The organism is Metabacillus hrfriensis, assembly GCF_030127205.1.
Classification (GTDB): Bacteria; Bacillota; Bacilli; order Bacillales; family Bacillaceae; genus Bacillus_P; species Bacillus_P dongyingensis.
The window spans coordinates 3,229,022-3,247,380 of sequence record NZ_CP126116.1 but is presented as its reverse complement, the minus strand read 5'-3'; the positions used below and the strand labels follow the sequence as shown (position 1 = coordinate 3,247,380).

The 18,359-nt window shown below is 38.1% G+C and carries 20 protein-coding genes and 3 other annotated features; of the genes, 17 read left to right on the top strand and 3 right to left on the bottom strand.

The window, feature by feature from the left end:
* Nucleotides 1-238 precede the first annotated feature (238 nt).
* The 9 genes from QLQ22_RS15885 to QLQ22_RS15845 all read left to right on the top strand — a co-directional run bounded on the left by QLQ22_RS15885 (nucleotide 239) and on the right by QLQ22_RS15845 (nucleotide 6,375).
* Nucleotides 239-625, top strand: coding sequence for a VOC family protein (locus QLQ22_RS15885; RefSeq protein ID WP_223436023.1), 387 nt, complete (start codon nucleotides 239-241; stop codon nucleotides 623-625).
* A 1-nt stretch (nucleotide 626) separates the two neighbouring features.
* Entirely contained in the window at nucleotides 627-1,400 is a 774-nt protein-coding gene (locus QLQ22_RS15880; protein ID WP_252207123.1) for a GNAT family N-acetyltransferase, read from the top strand.
* Between the two features lie 108 nt (nucleotides 1,401-1,508).
* Nucleotides 1,509-1,640 carry a YjcZ family sporulation protein gene (locus tag QLQ22_RS15875; RefSeq protein ID WP_284015189.1) on the top strand — a complete coding sequence of 44 codons (132 nt, stop codon included), beginning with the start codon at nucleotides 1,509-1,511 and terminating at the stop codon, nucleotides 1,638-1,640.
* Nucleotides 1,641-1,958: 318 nt separating this feature from the next.
* Nucleotides 1,959-2,159, top strand: a complete 201-nt coding sequence (locus QLQ22_RS15870) for a cold-shock protein (protein WP_070877768.1) — start codon at nucleotides 1,959-1,961, stop codon at nucleotides 2,157-2,159.
* Between the two features lie 188 nt (nucleotides 2,160-2,347).
* Nucleotides 2,348-2,482, top strand: a complete 135-nt coding sequence (locus QLQ22_RS15865; RefSeq protein ID WP_275976712.1) for a hypothetical protein — start codon at nucleotides 2,348-2,350, stop codon at nucleotides 2,480-2,482.
* Between the two features lie 818 nt (nucleotides 2,483-3,300).
* Complete coding sequence (locus QLQ22_RS15860; RefSeq protein ID WP_284015188.1) at nucleotides 3,301-4,098, top strand: toll/interleukin-1 receptor domain-containing protein; 798 nt, start codon at nucleotides 3,301-3,303, stop codon at nucleotides 4,096-4,098.
* 27 nt (nucleotides 4,099-4,125) lie between these two features.
* Nucleotides 4,126-4,812: a hypothetical protein gene (locus QLQ22_RS15855; protein WP_223436013.1), complete on the top strand. Its 687-nt coding sequence runs from the start codon at nucleotides 4,126-4,128 to the stop codon at nucleotides 4,810-4,812.
* 50 nt (nucleotides 4,813-4,862) lie between these two features.
* Nucleotides 4,863-5,672 carry an alpha/beta fold hydrolase gene (locus tag QLQ22_RS15850; protein ID WP_223436011.1) on the top strand — a complete coding sequence of 270 codons (810 nt, stop codon included), beginning with the start codon at nucleotides 4,863-4,865 and terminating at the stop codon, nucleotides 5,670-5,672.
* Between the two features lie 82 nt (nucleotides 5,673-5,754).
* Nucleotides 5,755-6,375 (top strand): hypothetical protein, encoded by a 621-nt coding sequence (locus QLQ22_RS15845; protein ID WP_252207122.1) that lies wholly within the window; start codon nucleotides 5,755-5,757, stop codon nucleotides 6,373-6,375.
* A 156-nt stretch (nucleotides 6,376-6,531) separates the two neighbouring features.
* Here the strand turns inward: QLQ22_RS15845 and QLQ22_RS15840 are convergent, their stop codons facing one another.
* On the bottom strand, nucleotides 6,532-7,530 hold the full coding sequence (locus QLQ22_RS15840; RefSeq protein ID WP_223436006.1) for an HD domain-containing protein: 999 nt from the start codon (nucleotides 7,528-7,530) through the stop codon (nucleotides 6,532-6,534).
* 198 nt (nucleotides 7,531-7,728) lie between these two features.
* Nucleotides 7,729-7,938 (top strand) — a binding site (T-box leader).
* A gap of 31 nt (nucleotides 7,939-7,969) precedes the next feature.
* Nucleotides 7,970-8,182, top strand: a binding site (T-box leader).
* Between the two features lie 31 nt (nucleotides 8,183-8,213).
* Nucleotides 8,214-8,425: a binding site (T-box leader), on the top strand.
* Nucleotides 8,426-8,470: 45 nt separating this feature from the next.
* Here QLQ22_RS15840 and thrS point away from each other — a divergent pair.
* Nucleotides 8,471-10,336 (top strand): threonine--tRNA ligase, encoded by a 1,866-nt coding sequence (gene thrS / locus QLQ22_RS15835; RefSeq protein WP_284015186.1) that lies wholly within the window; start codon nucleotides 8,471-8,473, stop codon nucleotides 10,334-10,336.
* Nucleotides 10,337-10,467: 131 nt separating this feature from the next.
* Nucleotides 10,468-11,094, top strand: a complete 627-nt coding sequence (locus QLQ22_RS15830) for a superoxide dismutase family protein (RefSeq protein ID WP_284015185.1) — start codon at nucleotides 10,468-10,470, stop codon at nucleotides 11,092-11,094.
* A gap of 320 nt (nucleotides 11,095-11,414) precedes the next feature.
* Here QLQ22_RS15830 and QLQ22_RS15825 read toward each other — a convergent pair whose 3' ends face one another.
* Nucleotides 11,415-11,891, bottom strand: a complete 477-nt coding sequence (locus tag QLQ22_RS15825; RefSeq protein ID WP_223436001.1) for a divergent PAP2 family protein — start codon at nucleotides 11,889-11,891, stop codon at nucleotides 11,415-11,417.
* 481 nt (nucleotides 11,892-12,372) lie between these two features.
* Nucleotides 12,373-13,143, bottom strand: coding sequence for a hypothetical protein (locus QLQ22_RS15820; RefSeq protein ID WP_284015184.1), 771 nt, complete (start codon nucleotides 13,141-13,143; stop codon nucleotides 12,373-12,375).
* Nucleotides 13,144-13,505: 362 nt separating this feature from the next.
* Here QLQ22_RS15820 and QLQ22_RS15815 point away from each other — a divergent pair, with 362 nt between their 5' ends.
* The 6 genes from QLQ22_RS15815 (at nucleotide 13,506) to QLQ22_RS15795 (ending at nucleotide 18,356) form a co-directional block, all read left to right on the top strand.
* Complete coding sequence (locus QLQ22_RS15815) at nucleotides 13,506-14,729, top strand: MFS transporter (protein ID WP_284015183.1); 1,224 nt, start codon at nucleotides 13,506-13,508, stop codon at nucleotides 14,727-14,729.
* A gap of 83 nt (nucleotides 14,730-14,812) precedes the next feature.
* Nucleotides 14,813-15,295: a GNAT family N-acetyltransferase gene (locus QLQ22_RS15810; protein WP_284016863.1), complete on the top strand. Its 483-nt coding sequence runs from the start codon at nucleotides 14,813-14,815 to the stop codon at nucleotides 15,293-15,295.
* A gap of 132 nt (nucleotides 15,296-15,427) precedes the next feature.
* Nucleotides 15,428-15,577: a hypothetical protein gene (locus QLQ22_RS15805; protein ID WP_284015182.1), complete on the top strand. Its 150-nt coding sequence runs from the start codon at nucleotides 15,428-15,430 to the stop codon at nucleotides 15,575-15,577.
* Nucleotides 15,574-15,777 carry a DUF3967 domain-containing protein gene (locus QLQ22_RS15800; RefSeq protein ID WP_284015181.1) on the top strand — a complete coding sequence of 68 codons (204 nt, stop codon included), beginning with the start codon at nucleotides 15,574-15,576 and terminating at the stop codon, nucleotides 15,775-15,777. Before QLQ22_RS15805 ends, QLQ22_RS15800 begins: the two co-directional genes overlap by 4 nt.
* A gap of 67 nt (nucleotides 15,778-15,844) precedes the next feature.
* Entirely contained in the window at nucleotides 15,845-17,050 is a 1,206-nt protein-coding gene (locus tag QLQ22_RS25180; RefSeq protein ID WP_423246208.1) for an ABC transporter permease, read from the top strand.
* Nucleotides 17,051-17,675: 625 nt separating this feature from the next.
* Nucleotides 17,676-18,356 carry a FadR/GntR family transcriptional regulator gene (locus QLQ22_RS15795; protein WP_284015180.1) on the top strand — a complete coding sequence of 227 codons (681 nt, stop codon included), beginning with the start codon at nucleotides 17,676-17,678 and terminating at the stop codon, nucleotides 18,354-18,356.
* Nucleotides 18,357-18,359: the final 3 nt, after the last annotated feature.

The following is an 18,359-nucleotide window of genomic DNA, read 5'->3' as shown; positions in this document are numbered from 1 at the left end:
GAAGGATGTACATTTCTGATCATTGTATTATTCTCAGTTGCATAAACTCCTGTACCCAAATCCGAAAGGAAAACCATTGCTGCCATCAATGGATAAACAATAGTTGTACAAAATGTATGCATATTTGATGTACTGGATGTACTAAAAGAATTTTTATCTGAAATATCAACCTTTTCTGATAGAATCTTAGGAATTTGATATAATCTTATAAACAAATGCAAGAGGAGAGGATCTCGCTATGACAATTAAAGGGTTTGAACATGTTGGAATACAAGTAGCGGATATAGAGAAATCAATTGAGTTTTATCAATCTGTCGCAGGGTTAGAACTGATGGATCGATTTTTACATACTGACGGGAATATGAAACTTGCTTTTTTAGGTATAAATAATTCCATAATCGTCGAATTGATAGAAGGGTACAATTCAACTCTTCCTGCAGAAGGAAAAGTGCATCATGTTGCTTTTAAGGTAAGCAATATCGAATCCGAAGAGGAAAGACTGCGCGGCCTTGGTGCCGAATTTATTTATGACGAAATCACTGCTTTGCCAAACGGAGCGAAATATCTCTTTTTTAAAGGACCAGATGGTGAGTGGATTGAGTATTTCGAACCGATGAATGGTTAGGATGATGAATTTTTCCAAAGAGCTGGATACAGCGGAAGAAGAGTATCTGCATTTATTTTGCCGCGTGAAAGAAACAGCGCTTTATAAAGCATTCAAGGATGATGCGCTAAAAGGAATGTACAGTCATCATTTTGCTAAAATGACGACTCCTTATCACCCCATCCTATTAAGAGAAGTGCTCTCGTCATCCAGGCAGGCATTAAATCGCAGTTTCATCCACGTAAAGCTTCCTCTTAATGCAAGAGTAGATAAAAAAATGCTGTCCTATTTAACATCTGAAGACTACTTTTGTGATCTTGACTTGTATTATTATCATGATTTAAAACATCTGGATACCTGCACCAAAGTCATAACAAAGCTAGGTGAAGGTGATGCCCTACATGATGCATGTCATGCCATGGAGCTTTATGATGCCAGACATATTAGCGCTTCATTCGCAAAAAATAAAATGAAGCGGAAAAAACCTTTTTATCTTTCAAAAGAAATACGTCTTTACGTTTGTTATGAAAATGGAGTGCCGGTTGGCAGCGCGGAGCTTTACATTTCCCCTGTCACAAACATTGTGAAAATTGAAGAGGTAGCGATATTGGATGAATATCAGCGCAGGGGATATGGCTCATCTTTTATGAAATGTCTTTTAAATGAGTCCAAGCGACTCGGAGCAGCATGTGCTTACCTTATAACGGTCAATGAAGCAGCATCCAGAGCTTTTTATGAAAAGCTTGGATTCGTAAAAGTGTTAGAACAGGAGAATATTTTTAAAAATTTGCTTTAAAGGTTATTTTTTCTTTTTTCAGGAAATAGGCGAATGCACATACGGGACAACCACCTATCTCATAAAGTAACACTGTAAAGAAAATCAAAAATGAAGAGGTGTTTGTTTATGTACGGTTATGACTGCGGATGCTCTTATCCTTCTTACCCTGTTCAAGGCGGCGGGTATGGAAGCAGCTTTGTCTTGATTGTTGTCTTGTTTATTTTGTTAATTATTGTTGGTTCAGCTTATATTTGCTAGTTGAAAACGGAAAGCCTCTCATAAGAGGCTTTTTTCTTTATGGAAAAAAGGTGCAGGATGAAATGCTGATCTCGCATTGGTATAATAGAAGTGCAAAATTATAAAATGAAGTGAATAAATATAGGGATTAATTCCCCATTTTGTGTTTCAATAGGAAAAATTTGAAATAAAATTGCTATTCACTTGTCGAACTGTTATGATGAAGGAGAATTATTTTTGTTCGCAGTACAAGTTTCAAAAAGCATACGTCTTGATTGAACTGAACATGAACAAGAATAGTAATACATTGTGTGTTTACACACTAGGAGGCAACATAACATGGAACAAGGTAAAGTAAAATGGTTTAACTCAGAAAAAGGTTTTGGATTCATCGAAGTTGAAGGTGGAGAAGACGTATTCGTTCATTTCTCAGCTATTCAAGGAGAAGGCTACAAAACATTAGAAGAAGGCCAATCAGTTACATTTGAAACTGAGCAAGGTCAACGTGGACTTCAAGCAACTAACGTTCGCAAAGCATAATCCATATAAAACGTCCGGGCAGCCCTTATTTCAGGGCTGTTTTTTTGTTTGCTTTTTGTTGTATTTGATCCTGGTTTGAATAAATGCTGAGCTGGAAAAATAAGTTTTTTCTATTTAGTCAGATTCAGGCGTTACCTAAGCGAAGGATGAAAATGCTGTAGACTTCAGGTTAAAAAGAAGGATTTCAGATGAAAGAAACGAACAAAGACTTTACATACAAAATTCCGGCTGAAAGAGTTGGAGAAACGTCTGTAAAAAAAACTGTAAAATCCGTAAGTTTGGCTGAATGCACAGATCAAAACAGGAGACAGATGTTCATTTAAAAAGTGATTAGAGAGGGGGAAATAGGTATATTCCAAACTCTCATCTTAAAATTTGAATACAGAAAATGCCATACAAATAGCTGAATTGATGAAGGATAACTTGAGAATAAAGTAAAAAAGTGCGCAGCAAATAAGCAGCGTACTTTTTTACTTTATTCCCCAATCCTTATGCCTAACCTTTAAAACAAGACTGAAATTTGATTGTCTATTTACCTCAATCCTTTATTCGTCAAAAAGATAATATGTGAACGCTGCGGCATGTGATAAGCCGGCTGCAAAGGAGAAAGATAAAATAGCATACCGGAATGAATGAGGTGGAAGAAGGAGCTGCATGCATCCCTTGAAAAAAATAATTCTAAGCGTCTATACGGGCTAATAAATCTGGAACCGAGCCTGCCTGGCAGGACTGAAAATTATAGACCAGCTTCTGGCTGGATCTCATTTTGCTGACTTTCAAGTATGAACTTCGGATCAAAACTGATGCGTGTGACTGGGTGAATGCTCGTTAGTTTAGTCATACGGTCTGCTGCTGGCGGTATTGGAACATGGTTTTACCTCGGAAGGTTAATACGATGAGGCTTTTTGAAAGATTTCCTTGAGAATGAAATTGTAGAACGATGTCATATATGATCTAAAAGACCAACCAATAGTCGGTTTTAGTTGGAATCTATTAAATCCCCTAGCGTTCTTCTCGAAGAAGGCTATTTTCACCTGAGGATTCTCCTTCAATTATTCATATCTCTCTACTAGAGTGAATATATTTCAAGTGACTGCACAAAGCCGTATAAGGATTAATATTAGGGAAGGAGACCCTGCTCTTGATCGATACTATATTTATCAGTCATGCTCACCGTGATGAAGTATACGTGCGGGAATTGGTTAATTTGCTGACGATGCTCAAAGTCCCGAATATTGTATGCAGTTCGTATCCAGGCTATCACATACCAAATGACGAGGATATATATGAATATCTTCACAAAAAACTAAGCGGTAATTCATGGATCATTTATGTGCTGTCTGAACATTATTATAGAAGTCCTGCATGCTTGAACGAAATGGGCGCCTGCTGGATTTTGAATAAAAAATACACGGCTATATTAACGCCGGCTTTTGATTATAAGGAAATGAAAGGAGCCATAAATCCAAATCAGGTTTCGTTCAAGCTGAATGACTTGGACCGGCTGTATGAATTTCTTGAGAATGCGAGAGAAGTTTTTAAGCTTGATAAGCCTCCCGGTACATTTTTGGTGAAAATATGTGAGCAGGCGATTCGCAACGTGAATCAGCTTGCAGATGATGAAAAAAGAGACAGGAAATTGATCACCTGCAGTTTAGAGGGAATCCGGATCGATCCTAAAGACAGTCTTTGCCTCCAGATTAGGCTGCGTCTGAAGAACCCTGAGGAGCATGATATTCAGCTGGATGTATTGAAAATAGAGGTAGAAGATGAAAATGGGGCTTCTTTTAACTACACGCTCAACCCGGCAGATATTAAGTTGTACAGCCTGGAAAATAAAATTGTTTTTCTATCAGTGAAAATCGGAGATTCAAAATATGAACCTTATTTGCATCAAAATGAAAAAATTGATTTAAAATTCAGCAGGGATGTCTGGTAAGGTCTTGATTTGATTGGAGGTATGGCGATGAAAGTTGAACTAAGTCCTGAGCAGAAAAAAATAAGAAAGCTAATAGAAGAGAAACTGGATGTCATTGTGCATTTTCTTAATTTAACTAGAGAAGAACGGCAAAAACAATCTTACGAAAAGATTGAAAAAGTGTATGGAGAAATGGGGAAAGCAGCACACAAATTGCATATGACGCTCGATCCAAAACCGAAGCTTCAGCGTGAAACTCTCCGTCTGAGGGGATTGAAGCCTGAGCACCCGGAATTCTATCATCATATTCGCCCAGTTGAAGAGCTCTTGAATTATTTGGATGATACACATGCAAATGATGAGCCGGTTGATCAAACCCTTGGCGAAACTTTTTATCTGGATGTTTTCACTCGGAAATGGGGACATCATGACAGGTATACTTTGCTTCGCAACGAGGAAGGCTGGCTCATCAAGCACATGTCTCAAAGTGAACAGGGCGGACGGGATGCTGAACCAATATTAAGCTATGTTCTCCGTCATGATTATGTTTCTTATCCACGAAATTTAAGCTCGATTATGGAGGATATTTGGTACAGGGCAGCTGAGGAAGGCTTAACCCGTGAGGAAGTACAGGGCATGCTGAAGGAAGTGTCTGATTGGATTTCGATGACAGAGCAGAATTATCCAAGCCATATTGCACTGAAAAAAAATAAGCAAAAAGGCTTTTTCTCATAATAAACATCTCTTTTTTTAGATGAGAAAAGGTTTTATAGGGGGAGTGAAACGTGGGGTATTATATAAGAGCAGAGGAAGATGTCAATTTATTTGTAGAGGACATTGGCCCAAAAGATGGCCGTGTCATCTTTTTTATTCATGGCTGGCCCGTTAATCATAAAATGTTTGAGTATCAGGTGAACCAGCTGCCGCGTCTTGGATTCAGGTGCATTGCAATGGACATTCGGGGTTTTGGGAAGTCAGACAGGCCGTGGACCGGCTATTCCTATGACAGACTCGCAGATGATGTTCTGGCAGTGATAGACTCCCTGAAGCTTAAAGAAATTACATTAGCCGGCTTTTCAATGGGCGGGGCGATTGCGATTCGCTATATGGCCCGTCATGCAGGACACCAAGTAGCTAAACTTGTCCTTTTTGGAGCAGCAGCACCTTCTTTCACAAAGCGGCCAGATTATCCTTATGGCATGTCCAAAACAGAGGTAAACAAATTGATAGACCAAACCTATAAGGACCGTCCGGAAATGCTATCTGGTTTTGGTCAAATCTTTTTTTCAAAGTATCTTACTGACAGCTTTAAAAACTGGTTCCAGGATCTTGGTCTTGAAGGTTCAGGCCATGGCACAGCTCTGACTGCTGTATCACTCCGGGATGAGGATCTTCGTTTGGATTTAGGAAAGATAAACGTACCCGCCGCTATTTTCCACGGAATGAAAGACCAGATATGCCCGTTTATTTTTGCGAAGCTTATGAATGAGGGGATAAAAGATTCAGAGATTATTCCCTTTAAGTACAGCGGACACGGTCTGTTTTATGATGAGCTTGAGAAATTCAATCGAGAGCTTGTAAGGTTTTTAGAATAGGAGCTGCATCATTTTGCACATTGATTCCTTCCTCTTTAATAAGTATCATAAGGTTAGAGTACATAAAGAGGGGGCACTATTTTTGAAACAGCACGTACTATTTTATTCAGTTGTTTTTTTGTTATGTTTTCTGCTCGGATTTATACAGGCTCCATTCTATTTGATTGCATTGCTGCTGATCATCTCGATGAGCTGGTATATGTATGTCCAAATCAGTCCGATTCTGTTTTCAAAGGATGTTCATAAATCTGAAAAATTCATCCTGAAGCATCAGAAAAACCCGATGTATCATTTTTATTATGCTATTGCCAATAACTTGGACGATGAGGCAGAAGCGGCACTGGCTAAATTTAATGCCAAATACAAAAACTCTCACCGGCAGGCACTAATGAATACAACATTTGCACTCTATCGAAACGATGTATCCGAAGCTAAAAAACATGCCGTTTCTATCAAACCGCCTGTTTACCGAACCTATTATGAGGCCTTAATCGCAGTTAAATCCAGACAATATGAAGGTGCGAAAAGACTGGCAGAGCAGCTGCCTAAAGGCTGGATGAAAGAAAGCATTCTTTCAGAAGTTTCTCATAAACAAGGAAACAAAACTTCTGCTAAAAAACATGCGGAAAATGCTTATGAACAAACAAGGGGCTTGCAGAGATACTTGATTTATAAGAATAACGAAACTTTTTTTGCATCTTAGTGCATCAATCATAGGATTGGTGTTTTTTTGTTTCATTTTAATGCTGAAAAGCATTTGTGGCGGCTATCAAACTCGCTGAAATCATGTTCCAACTATCTGAAATCTATTTAATGATCTCATTTCTTTTAGACCCAGCTATTGGAAATTGACTTTTAACTATCTGATTATTACCTTTTTTTCATCTGATACAATTCTAACAAACGATCCTTCTGCTGCTTTTTTTAAGATTTTTTTTCCTGTTGCTCTGACATTTTGTGATAGGACGGATGAATTTGAAAGGATGCCTTCATGCAGCACTTCTGGATCAATAATCCTTATTTTTGTTTTGCGATGTAAATCCCAGGAGCAGGGATCTTCTTTAACAATCACCCCTGGGTGAATTTTTCTAATGATAGACAGGATTTCTTGATCCTCAGAAGAGCGAAGAATATCCATTACCTCATCGTCTGTTCGAAGCAGATCGTCAAGGTTTATGACCTGTTTCATTAAGGAGGCCTTTAATGCTTTTACTAAAAGATCATAGCCATAGATATTTAATGGATGCATAAAAAAATCAATGACTTCTTTGTAATAGGTTTCTGTAAACCATTCTGCTGCTTCAATGTTATGAAGAATCATTTTTCCGTCTTTTACAGATAAATTCTCAAGAAACAGCCTAACCTCAAGTGGAGTGATTTGACCATATGCGCTCATGTCGCGAAGCGTATAATCTACACGGTCTGCACATAAGTTAGGAGCTGGCTGTTCAAGAATGGTCCATACTGAATCATCGAGGACGATTTCTTTATAATCATAGCCATATTTATTGAGAATATTTGGTATGTCAGATCCCTCAATAACAGTTTTAACTATTTTTTCGTGGTAATCTTCTTCATCATTTTCAATGACAAAATCAATAACATGTGAAAAAGCAGTGTGGGAAATATCGTGAAGCAGCCCGGCAATTTGTTCTTTTAAAGAACCGCCAAGTTTTTTTATTAATAGCATGACACCAATGGAATGTTCGTATCGGGTCACGTTCCAATTTGGATTTACCAGATAGCTTGCACCGCCCTGATGAATGCCTTTTAACCTTTGCAGCGGTTTACTTCTTATTATTTCTTCCAGAATGCCGTCTACTTTAAACTCTCCATAGATTCTGTCAGTAATAATCATCGTCTCAGCTCCTTTGCTTCTCTAATAGATTATCATAGAGGGCTGCTTCATTCCGAAAGAGTTTTTTAAAGAAGAGAGACATTTGAATTTTTCCGCAAAGATTTCCCGCCAAAGTAGGAACACAAAAAAATCCGATGAATATTGTAAAATAATAGTTGAATTATAATGGAATGTATTGTAAACTCAAAAATAATTATTTGAAAAGTGATGAAAAGGACATGAGTCATTTAAACGGTTTTCAGAGAGGGAAGGATTGCTGAGAGCTTCCTAACGCAGAAAATGAACTTACCGCCTTGATACTGCACGGAGGAAATGCCGTGCCGCAGTTGCTGCGTTAAAGCACTGGAGCCATTCTTTTTTAGAATGGAAAGCTGGGTGGAACCACGGGTAAACGCACTCGTCCCTATTTTAGGGATGAGTGCGTTTTTTTAATTTCATAAAAGAAGTACAGATAAGGACATGAGTCATTTTGCCGGTTTACAGAGAGGGAAGGAAAGCTGAGAACTTCCTAATGCAGGAAAAATGAACTTACCGCCTTGGAACTGCATGGAGGAAATACCGTGCCGCAGACGCTGCGTTAAAGCACTGGAGCCATTCTTTTTTTAGAATGGAAAGCTGGGTGGAACCACGGGTATACGCACTCGTCCCTATTTTAGGGATGAGTGCGTTTTTTTAATTTCATAAAAGAAGTACAGATAAGGACATGAGTCATTTTGCCGGTTTACAGAGAGGGAAGGAAAGCTGAGAACTTCCTAATGCGGAAAAATGAACTTACCGCCTTGGAACTGCACGGAGGAAATGCCGTGCCGCAGACGCTGCGTTATGGCGCTGGAGCCATTCTTTTTTTAGAATGGAAAGCTGGGTGGAACCACGGGTAAACGCACTCGTCCCTATTTTAGGGATGAGTGCGTTTTTTATATTATAAAAGGAGTGTTTAAACATGGAGAATAAAATTTTGTTGAATGATTTGGCCAATTCCCATCAAGAAAATAAGAAAGTAATAGGAGGGAAGGTAAATGGAAAGGTCTTAAGTCTACATGACATTGTGGATGATATCTCAGAAGTTGAGCTTATTACAAGTGAATCTGATGAACGTCATATTTTCTTGAATCATACTTGTTCATATGTTCTTGCCCAGGCGGTAAAGAGATTGTATAAAGGGGCGATTTTGGGAAGCAGCTCTTATGAGGACAGCGGGTTTTACTATGAGTTTCAGCTGCCTCACAGCATCAGGGAAGAAGAACTGCCGATGATCGAACAGGAAATGCTGAAAATAATGAACGAACAGCAGGAACTTGAACAGCTGAAACTGCCATATGAAAAAGCCGAAGCTGTTCTTTCTAAACAAGGTGAGGCACTGAAACTTGAGCTTATCCATGAACAAAGGGAACGTAACCTAATTCCCATTAGTAAGCATGGAGAATTTATTGATTTATGCAGCGGGCCTCATTTGCCTTCATTAAAATTTATTAAAGCATTTAAGTTAAATGCTGTTTCCGGTTCCTACTGGAAGGGAGATAAAGATAATATCGTCATGCAGAGGATTTCAGGAATTGCCTTTTCAAGTAAAAAAGAATTAGCACTCCATTTAAAAGAGCTTGAGGAACTAAAAAAGCGGGATCACCGCAAGATTGGAAAAGAAATGGAGCTGTTCATGTTTTCAGAAGAGGCTCCTGGTATGCCATTCTTTTTGCCAAACGGCCAATTAATGAGAAATGAGCTGCAGAATTTTCTTCGAGAGGTTCAAGGGGAAGCAGGCTATCGTGAGGTGCAGACTCCATTAATGATGAATGAAAAGCTGTGGAGGCAGTCAGGGCACTGGGATCATTATCATGAAAATATGTATTTTTCGGATGTGGATGAAGCGAAGTTTGCTTTAAAGCCTATGAATTGTCCGGGGCACATGATGATTTTTAAAAACCAGCTATATTCATACCGGGACCTTCCCGTCAGACTTGCAGAATTCGGGCAGGTTCACCGGCACGAATACAGCGGAGCGCTGAATGGGCTGCTCCGAGTCCGCACTTTCTGTCAGGATGATGCCCACTTGTTTGTCCGGCCAGATCAGATTGAAGATGAGATTAAAAGTGTGCTTCTACAGATAGACAAGGTGTATCGTACTTTCGGCTTTGATTATTCTGTTGAACTATCTACTAGGCCCCTGAACTCAATGGGTTCTGATAAGCTTTGGGAGAAGGCCGAACAATCACTGAAACAAGTGCTTGAAGATTTAAGCCTTCCTTATCAATTAAATGCAGGTGATGGAGCCTTTTACGGTCCGAAAATCGATTTTCATATAAAAGATGCAATGAAAAGAAGCCATCAGTGTGCAACAGTGCAGCTCGATTTTCAAATGCCTGAGAAATTTAATCTAAGCTACATCGATGAAAAAAATGAAAAGCAAAGGCCTGTTGTCATTCACAGGGCAATATCAGGCTCTCTAGACAGATTTCTTGGAATCTTGATTGAGCATTTTGACGGCAGCTTCCCATTATGGCTTGCACCTGTTCAAGCTGCGATAGTCCCGGTGGCTGAAGTTCATCTTGACTCAGCCGAAAAGCTGAAAAATCAACTGGAACAATGCGGGCTTAGAGTATGCATAGACAGGAGCAGCGAAAAACTGAATTATAAAATTCGCAAGGCACAAAAAAGCAGAGTTCCCTATATGGTTGTAATTGGAGATCAGGAAATTGAAAAAAATGTTGTGAATGTAAGAGTACATGGCGGGAAGAGCTCAGAAGCAATGGACGTTGCACGGTTTAAAAACATGCTTTTAGAAAAAATAGCTAAGCGGGAGCTAGGGTAAAGAGTTTTATATCAGGTAAAAGGAAGAAGAACTAAAGGATCATCTTCTTTTCAGACTATTCTCTCATCTTTGGCGGATATTGTTTACCTTCCCATTTAAGTGGAACAGAGATAGTAAGGAGGAGTGAGAGAATGTCAAAAATAAGGTTGAAATGGATGCTGCCATTTTTTGCAATGGTGATGACAATCGGATGTTCAGACGGGACTATGGAGGATACTGAAAAAACAAACATGGAAGAAGCTGCAAAAACAGCTAATGAAGAGCTGAAATCTGGCGCAATTGCTGAAGTAAAGAATACGGAAAATAAAAATGTCGGCACGGTTGCGTTCACTGAGCATGACAATCAAATGATTATTGAAGCAAAAATGGAAGGGCTCGAGCCTGGATATCACGGTTTCCACATTCATGAAAAGGGTGTTTGCGAGCCTGATGCAGAAGGAGGTCCATTTACAACAGCTGAAGGTCACTTTAATCCTGATGAAAGCACCCACTCTGAGCATGCCGGGGATATGCCTTCTTTATTTGTAAATGAAGACGGCAAAGCAGAATTTTCAGCAGCATTTGACAGGGTAACTATGGATCAGTTAATGGAGCAGGAAAAAGCCATTATTGTTCATGCAAATCCGGATAACGCTGCAAATATTCCTGACCGGTATCAATCAGAAGGAAAACCTGGTCCAGATGAAGAAACGATGAAAACAGGTGATGCAGGTGACAGGCAGGCTTGCGGTGTTATAAAAAGTGTGGACGAAAGCTAAAGAGAACTTGATTGAATTTTTGATGAGAGCGATCACTAAGATTCGGCTCTCTTTTTTTGTTATGAAATTTTTATGCAGAAGAAATCACAGTAAAATAAAAATAAATAATTTAGGAGTGTAAAACTAATTCCTGTCATTCTGACGATTATTCTAATAATCATGCTTATTTAATCGGTCTTCATCATTATTAAAAAGAAGAAGAGAATTTATAATCGTTATTGAAATCGATTTTGCACTTTAAAATAATGCTAATGCGTTCTAACTATTTATTTCAGCAAAAAAAGACACCAATATCATTGTCAATGGTGTCTTTTTCTTAATTAAGCATCTTCAAGCTTGGCGCTTGCCAGTCCAAGCAAAACACCTAAAACAGCTCCGCCTACTACCTCTAAAGGCTGATGGCCAAGAACTTCTTTTAATTCTTCGGTTCGTTTAATATGTCCTAGACCAGGAAGCTGCTCCGAAATAACAGCCATTTCGCCGTCAATATCGTTTATCAGCTTGGCAATTTCGCCTGTGTGGCGTCTGATTCCCTGGGCATCATACATCACGATGATTCCAAAGATAACCGCAATCGCTGTTTCAATGGATGTTGTTCCATTTTTAGCGGCAACGTAAGAAGAAAGTGCTGCAACGCCTGCTGAATGCGAGCTTGGCATTCCGCCTGTAGTCATTACCTGTTTGATATCCCATTTTCCTGACAGCCTTTTATAAGTAAATACTTTAAGGCCTTGTGCGATTGCAATTGCACTGATAGCTGTAATGATCCCTCTGTTCATCTTCTTTTGCTTCTTCATTGTTTGGGTTTCACCTCATTATTAATAGTAAGTTCGCTGTATGTATTGCCAGTACACTGATGTAGCATAAATACCCCTCGCGGCTTATTCTAAACGTTATTATTTTCTAAATCGTGATAATTATTTAAGCTGAGGGTTGTAATAAAATTTTAAAACACGCAGTGTATAAAGGGCATGAAGGGAAAATAGGATTTGCTGAGCAAGGATTTAAATGAAGGAGGTTACCAAATGCAAGGGCTGCAATCTGCCATTGAAATTAGCAAAGCCTGTACGCCGGTCGCTTGAAGGTGCCGGATGTTTATACTGGAACAGATTGATCTCTAGCAGCTGCATGGCATGGGGCCGAAAGTAATAAGGCAGCTTAAGGAAGCATTGGATGCAAAAGGTTTTTCTTTTGCAGAATCAGATTCGGTCGATAAAAGATGAAGATCGGTTGAGAAGCTGTAACCAAATCAAAAAGCACACCGGAATCGGTGTGCTTCTACTTTTTCACAATTTTAGAGGGATTGTTGATTTTATAAGGGACTGATACATCTAGGAGAAATGCTTCGTCTTCGACATCTTTCCCTTTAGGAAGACTCTTCTTTACGATTTTTCCGTTAAAATCGAGGTCGTCTCCAGGAGACAATTCAAACTTTTTCAGTGTTTTGCTGTGTGAACACCAGGCAAGTCCGACTTCTATCGGTTCATCTCCATCAATCCGCAAATCTTCAATTACAACCACTTCATCATTTTCTTCATTAAAATGGTTCCAGCTAAGGGCAAATTGCTTCACTTTGCCTGTAAAATGAACTTTGTCATCAGGCAGAACAAGCTTGGCCGTTTTTTCTTTTTTCTCCTTAGCAGGCTTGCCAGGAGCTTTTGTCTCTACTGCAGGTTCCGCCGGTTTGACAGGAGCTTCAGCTTTAGGTTCCGCTTTTTCAGCTTCAGGCTCCTGTTTCAATTCTTTTCCGAAATTTGAGGACTGCATTTCTTTTAAATAAGCAGGGTGGATACAAGAAAGATTGCCGTCCTGAAATTCAATGATGATTGTATGATTAGAGGAGGTGTCACCAAATGTTTGATACCCTTTTATAGTCACAAGCCTCTGATGGGTTCGGTCTTTATACCAGTACTCTTTTTTTGCTCTCAGGCCCCATTCTTTCACTTTATCTTCGTAATGGGCTTCATCAGCAAAAAATTCATACTCTCCAGCCGGAGGAATATAATTCGTTAAGTTGGCATCTTCAATATGAGGCAAAATGACTGCCATGCTCTCACGTCCTTTCCCTTCTATTGTACAGGCTGGCTTAAAGGAAAAAAAGCGAATGGCATCATGTGGCTGAAATAAAAATAGAAAAAGAAATAGAGGGGTGGATGGATGCCCAGGATCAGAACATCTGAAGAGGAGTGGCAATAGGGTTCTATGGGTCTTGCAGGTTAGAGACCGCAATTTTATTCGTGAATTTTATGAGGAGTTTAAAGGGTAGTTTCAAAAATTGGAAAAAACTGCTCTGAAGGAATTGAACATATTCTCTGCAAATAGATTTTGGTTAATATTCACAATTAATAGACTTTTTGGCTGATCAAAATGGTATCATTGACTAGAAATAATACTTTAAGCAAGGTGATAAAATGGGGAATTGGAAAAATCCTTTTCTGCTTATTTCCGGGATCGGCATATCCTATTTGGGCAGCTGGATTTATTTAATTGCGATTAATCTCTCTGTTTTGAATCTGACAGGGTCTGCGGCTGCAGTCGCCGGTCTCTATATGATCCGGCCTCTTGCTGTTCTTGTAACAAATACTTGGTCAGGAAGTGTGATAGACCGAGTGAACAAGCGGAAATTAATGATTGCGGTGGATATCATTAGAGGGGTGTTCGTGTTTAGTATTCCTTTTTTATCCTCATTATGGACAATTTATCTCATTGTGTTTTTTATTAATATCGCTGGGTCCTTTTTTGGACCAAGCTCTTCTGTATACATAACGAAACTGATTCCTTCTGATAAGAGAAAACGTTTTAACTCTATCATGAGTATGACAAGTTCAGGAGCATTTTTAACAGGTCCCGCCATTGCGGGGTTTCTGATCATGTATGCTGGAACGGATGTGTGCATTTTCATTAATGCGTTCACATTTATTGCATGTGCATTTTTCATTTTTCTGCTTCCAAATGTAGATGGAAAGCTTGAACAGGCAAGAGATCCAATCAAAGTTAAAACTTTAATTGCTGATTGGAACGCGGTTATTCAATTTGGAAAGGGTGCTGTATTTTTTATAACAGTCTATCTATTATTTCAAACAGCCATGCTCATCGGATTTGCCCTTGATTCTCAAGAGGCTACATTCATAAAACAGCATCTGAATCTCACAGACAAAGATTATGGACTCATCGTGAGTCTAACGGGTCTTGGTTCACTTGCAGGGGCGGGAGCTGCTGCACTAGCGGCAAATAAACTAAAGCTCAACTTTTATATTGGGGCAGGAATGCTGCTGACATCAGTCGGTTATTTGTTTTTTTACAGTTCATACAGCTTTTTAACGGCAACACTCTCATTTATCTTTTTAGGTTTCTTCATGGCATTTGCCAACACAGGGTATGCGACTTTTTTTCAAAACAATGTGCCAGTTGAGATTATGGGACGCTTCGGAAGTGTTGCGGAGATGATCCAGGGGATTATTCAAATAGTTTTAACGCTGATTCTTGGATTAACAGCAGAATGGTTCACGCTTCAGCTTGTGTGCCAGATTTTTTCAGCCATTAGTGTTTTGTTTGCTGCCATTCTTTTTATTACTGTGATAATCCCTTCTAAAAAACATTTCTTCAAAGAAACAACTGATATAATTTCAGGTTGAAATCATGAATTCGATTTTTTGTTCAAACGATGGCGATTCTTTTATAAAGGCGCCTTTTTCGCGAGGAAAGAAAGGTGATAAATTTGAAACTCCGATATGTATCCTCAAAAGATTTCTATCTCATTTCTCCTTTGCTAGATGAGTGGTGGGGAGGAAGAAAGATGACATATATGCTTCCCAAGCTGTTTTTTGATCATTTTCAAGATACTAGTTTAATCATGGAGAAGAACGGACAAATCATCGGCTTTTTAATTGGATTTCTGTCTCAAACAAAGCAAAGAGAAGCATATATCCACTTTGTCGGCGTCCATCCGCTTTTTAGAAAAAACAAGGCAGGACAGCAGCTTTACAATGAGTTTTTCAAATTAGTCATGCAGCATGGATGCCAGACTGTGCGCTGTATCACATCTCCCGTAAATACAGGTTCTATCCAGTTTCACAAGAAGATGGGGTTTGAAATTGAAAATGGAGACAAGATCGTAAATGGTGTACATGTAACCGCAAATTACGACGGGGAAAACAAGGATCGTGTTCTGTTTGTTAAAAGATTAGGTTTGGAGGAGTAAGTATGAGGAAGGGAATCATTCGCCCATTAGTTATTTGTCCTTTTCAAAAAAACAGCCGGATTTTAGTTGCTTAAGGTTTTGACGAAAGCAAGGAGGATTTTTTTTACCGGCCGATCGGCGGAGGTATAGAGTTTGGAGAAAGCAGTTCTGCTGCGCTCGGGAAGAGAAGTTGAAGAGGAAATCGGAGCCGTCATTTCCAATATTTCTTATATAGGAACAATGACGTTCACCAACAAAAAGGCGTTCAAATTGCGGTATCTAAAGAAGAATTACAATCCATGATCGAACAGGCAATAGAAAAGGAACGAGAAGTTATGTTCAAAGCATTTGAAGCCAAAATGAATGATGTTGTGGAAAAGAGAGATAGAATTTTAACCCAACAATTGAATCGATCATTGGAAGAAAGACGATTGGAAATTGCTGCTGCACAAGAAGAAAAAGAAACAAAAAAGCCATGGTGGAACAAACTGTTTTCAAAATGAGGTATAGAGAAGCGTCAATTGCAAAATAAGTGATCTTCCGTATGTTTTTGAGAAGATTCATGAAAGTATGGGTGTATTAATGGATAAAAAAACATTATGGGGTTTAAGGGTTCAGGAATTTTATAGAAAAATGTTCAGGTACTATTCAATAATTGGTGCGAATGTTGTTTATTTTTTTCTGATCATTAGTAGTATCTTTATTTATTATTTTAATTTATTTCTTCAGTGGATACCCTCTCAAATATCTGTTGAAGTAATCTTATCACTATTTATAACCTTCATTTTAAAACAGACAAAAGTCCGTACTTTTGTTAAAAGGGCAGATATAATCTTTTTGTTGCCATTAGAATGGGGATTAAAGCCGTATTTTATTAAATCACTTATATATAGTTTTGTTATTGATGTTATTAAATTGGTAAGTTTCATAACTGTTTTTTTATCCCTATTTTTGCACACAACTAATATAAATCTTCTCTTTCTTTTTTTTATAGTGGGGATTGCTGCTTATAACATTTTAATGAAGTGGACTGAACAATGGTTAAAGAACCATGTACAATTTGTGTTACATAGGCTAAATAGGTTTTTTTCAATATATTTAATGTGTTACTTTTTGTTTAATAATGACTGGATTTTTGAGCTTGTTTTAATGAGTATAAATTTCGTCTATTTAATTTATTTTATAGGAAAAAAAAGAAATCTGAATTGGCAGTGGCTAATAGTTGAAGAAGAAAGTGCATTATTAAGTAACTTTAAATTTATTAATATTTTCATGGATGTCCCTAATCTTAAACGTTCTTTTCGGAAAAGACGTTTACTTACTATGATTCTGAAAAGGTGTATCCCATATAGTCAAAGTAGTACATTCGTATATTTATACTCACACTTGTTTGTAAGATATAATGATTACTTTTATCTTTATTTAAGACTAACTGTAATTGGCATATTTGTTAATTATGCGATGCCAGCAAGTGGTTGGATCTTTAATCTCCTCATTTTATTTATGACTGGATTTCAAGTAATTCCTTTACAAAATGAAATGAAACAAAGTGTATTACTTTATCCTATTTCAAAATCTCAGATAAAAGATTCTTTCTTAAAGTTTGTCTTGGTCATACTATATGCACAATTTTTTATTCTATATTTCGCAATGTTCAGGCATACTTCTACTGCTAACTTATTAAATCTTGTAATTGGAAGTTTATTTGTTTATGTATTCGTATATTTCTTTGTATCAAAGAGAGTCAATGTCTCAGGAAGTGCCTTAAAAGAATAGCGTGGTAAAGATACTTTGTTTAACTAGGTTAACAGGGTTAACCACCTGTTATTAGCGAGAATTGAGAATATCTTTATTTATAACGGCAGTCAGGGGCATGAAATCGTTCAGGTCTGTCATGCCGAAATTACTGACCCATCCTATTATGAGCTGGAATCATTTGAAGGAATAGAAGATAATGGCACAATTTTAAAGCTTTATTGGAAATCTTTAAGTGAGTTTCAGGATGGAAACCTGCGATTAGTTCCTGAAAACCTGCTGGAACTGCTGACACAGAACGGAGAAAACTTAACATGAAATACAAAGGTTCGGCTGCTTACGCTGAAGGGGATTTTTTAAGGAGAGGTAAGCGGAAAGCACATTTTAGATTTAGGCTGCTGAGATGCCGTTCTTGAAATCGAATTGGCGAAGCAGCTGTCTCGTCATAAAAACTTAAGCAGTTAATAAATGACTCCGTTATTGCACTGGGGTCATTTCTTTTTATTCTGATTGATTTTATATGGCTTACGCTATTTTTGTATAGTTAATCTAAAATATTAATAAAAATAAAATTTGCAAAATTTAAATAACTCATTATATAATGACCTATATGATAGGTAGATAGCATATGAAGGGGAGGAGGAAGATGCCTCTAGTTAAAAAACAATTGGTACATGAATTAGCAGCAGAAGAAATTAAAAGGCTGATTCGAAGCAATAAATTTCAAAAGGGCGATAAACTGCCCTCCATGGCCGATCTCGCAGTGAAGTTTGGCGTCAGCCGGACGAGCATTAGAGAGGCACTTCGACAACTTGAGGCTCAACATTTCGTTGAAATTGTGAATGGAAAAGGGATCCTTGTAAAGGATGCAAATGCTCATCAGCTTCAAACCCGTATATTTATTGAAAGTGAGCTGACCTTTTTGCTTCAGTTATGTGAAGTAAGAAGGGGGCTTGAAGGGCAAGCAATAGAACTTGCTGCGAGCAGAGCAACAGAGGAACAGCTGGTCAGAATGGAAACGAATCTTAAAATTTATGAAAGTGTAAAAATTTTAAGCGAAGATTCTGTTCAGGCAGATTTAGATTTTCACCAAACTCTTTATGAAGCTTCACACAATCCTGTCTTATTTAAGATGATTGCCACTGTATACGAATCGTTTAATGAATTTTGGAGAAAAAATGAAAATTCTAATTCCATTTTTGAAGAAACCTATCACTTTCATGAAGACATCTATTTTTACGTAAAAAATAAACAGCCAGAACTTGCCAGATTAGCATTAAACCAAATGATAGATGTCGTAGAATCAAGAGTAAAAGAATTATTTTAAAGG

What these genes read in the sequence shown, in the direction of transcription:
- QLQ22_RS15885 (WP_223436023.1), top strand. Translation starts at nt 239, where the DNA reads ATGACAATTAAAGGGTTTGAACATGTTGGAATACAAGTAGCGGATATA.
- QLQ22_RS15880 (WP_252207123.1), top strand. Translation starts at nt 627, where the DNA reads ATGATGAATTTTTCCAAAGAGCTGGATACAGCGGAAGAAGAGTATCTG.
- QLQ22_RS15875 (WP_284015189.1), top strand. Translation starts at nt 1,509, where the DNA reads ATGTACGGTTATGACTGCGGATGCTCTTATCCTTCTTACCCTGTTCAA.
- QLQ22_RS15870 (WP_070877768.1), top strand. Translation starts at nt 1,959, where the DNA reads ATGGAACAAGGTAAAGTAAAATGGTTTAACTCAGAAAAAGGTTTTGGA.
- QLQ22_RS15865 (WP_275976712.1), top strand. Translation starts at nt 2,348, where the DNA reads ATGAAAGAAACGAACAAAGACTTTACATACAAAATTCCGGCTGAAAGA.
- QLQ22_RS15855 (WP_223436013.1), top strand. Translation starts at nt 4,126, where the DNA reads ATGAAAGTTGAACTAAGTCCTGAGCAGAAAAAAATAAGAAAGCTAATA.
- QLQ22_RS15840 (WP_223436006.1), bottom strand. Translation starts at nt 7,530, where the DNA reads ATGATTATTACTGACAGAATCTATGGAGAGTTTAAAGTAGACGGCATT.
- thrS (WP_284015186.1), top strand. Translation starts at nt 8,471, where the DNA reads ATGGAGAATAAAATTTTGTTGAATGATTTGGCCAATTCCCATCAAGAA.
- QLQ22_RS15830 (WP_284015185.1), top strand. Translation starts at nt 10,468, where the DNA reads ATGTCAAAAATAAGGTTGAAATGGATGCTGCCATTTTTTGCAATGGTG.
- QLQ22_RS15825 (WP_223436001.1), bottom strand. Translation starts at nt 11,891, where the DNA reads ATGAAGAAGCAAAAGAAGATGAACAGAGGGATCATTACAGCTATCAGT.
- QLQ22_RS15820 (WP_284015184.1), bottom strand. Translation starts at nt 13,143, where the DNA reads ATGGCAGTCATTTTGCCTCATATTGAAGATGCCAACTTAACGAATTAT.
- QLQ22_RS15815 (WP_284015183.1), top strand. Translation starts at nt 13,506, where the DNA reads ATGGGGAATTGGAAAAATCCTTTTCTGCTTATTTCCGGGATCGGCATA.
- QLQ22_RS15800 (WP_284015181.1), top strand. Translation starts at nt 15,574, where the DNA reads ATGATCGAACAGGCAATAGAAAAGGAACGAGAAGTTATGTTCAAAGCA.
- QLQ22_RS25180 (WP_423246208.1), top strand. Translation starts at nt 15,845, where the DNA reads ATGGGTGTATTAATGGATAAAAAAACATTATGGGGTTTAAGGGTTCAG.
- QLQ22_RS15795 (WP_284015180.1), top strand. Translation starts at nt 17,676, where the DNA reads ATGCCTCTAGTTAAAAAACAATTGGTACATGAATTAGCAGCAGAAGAA.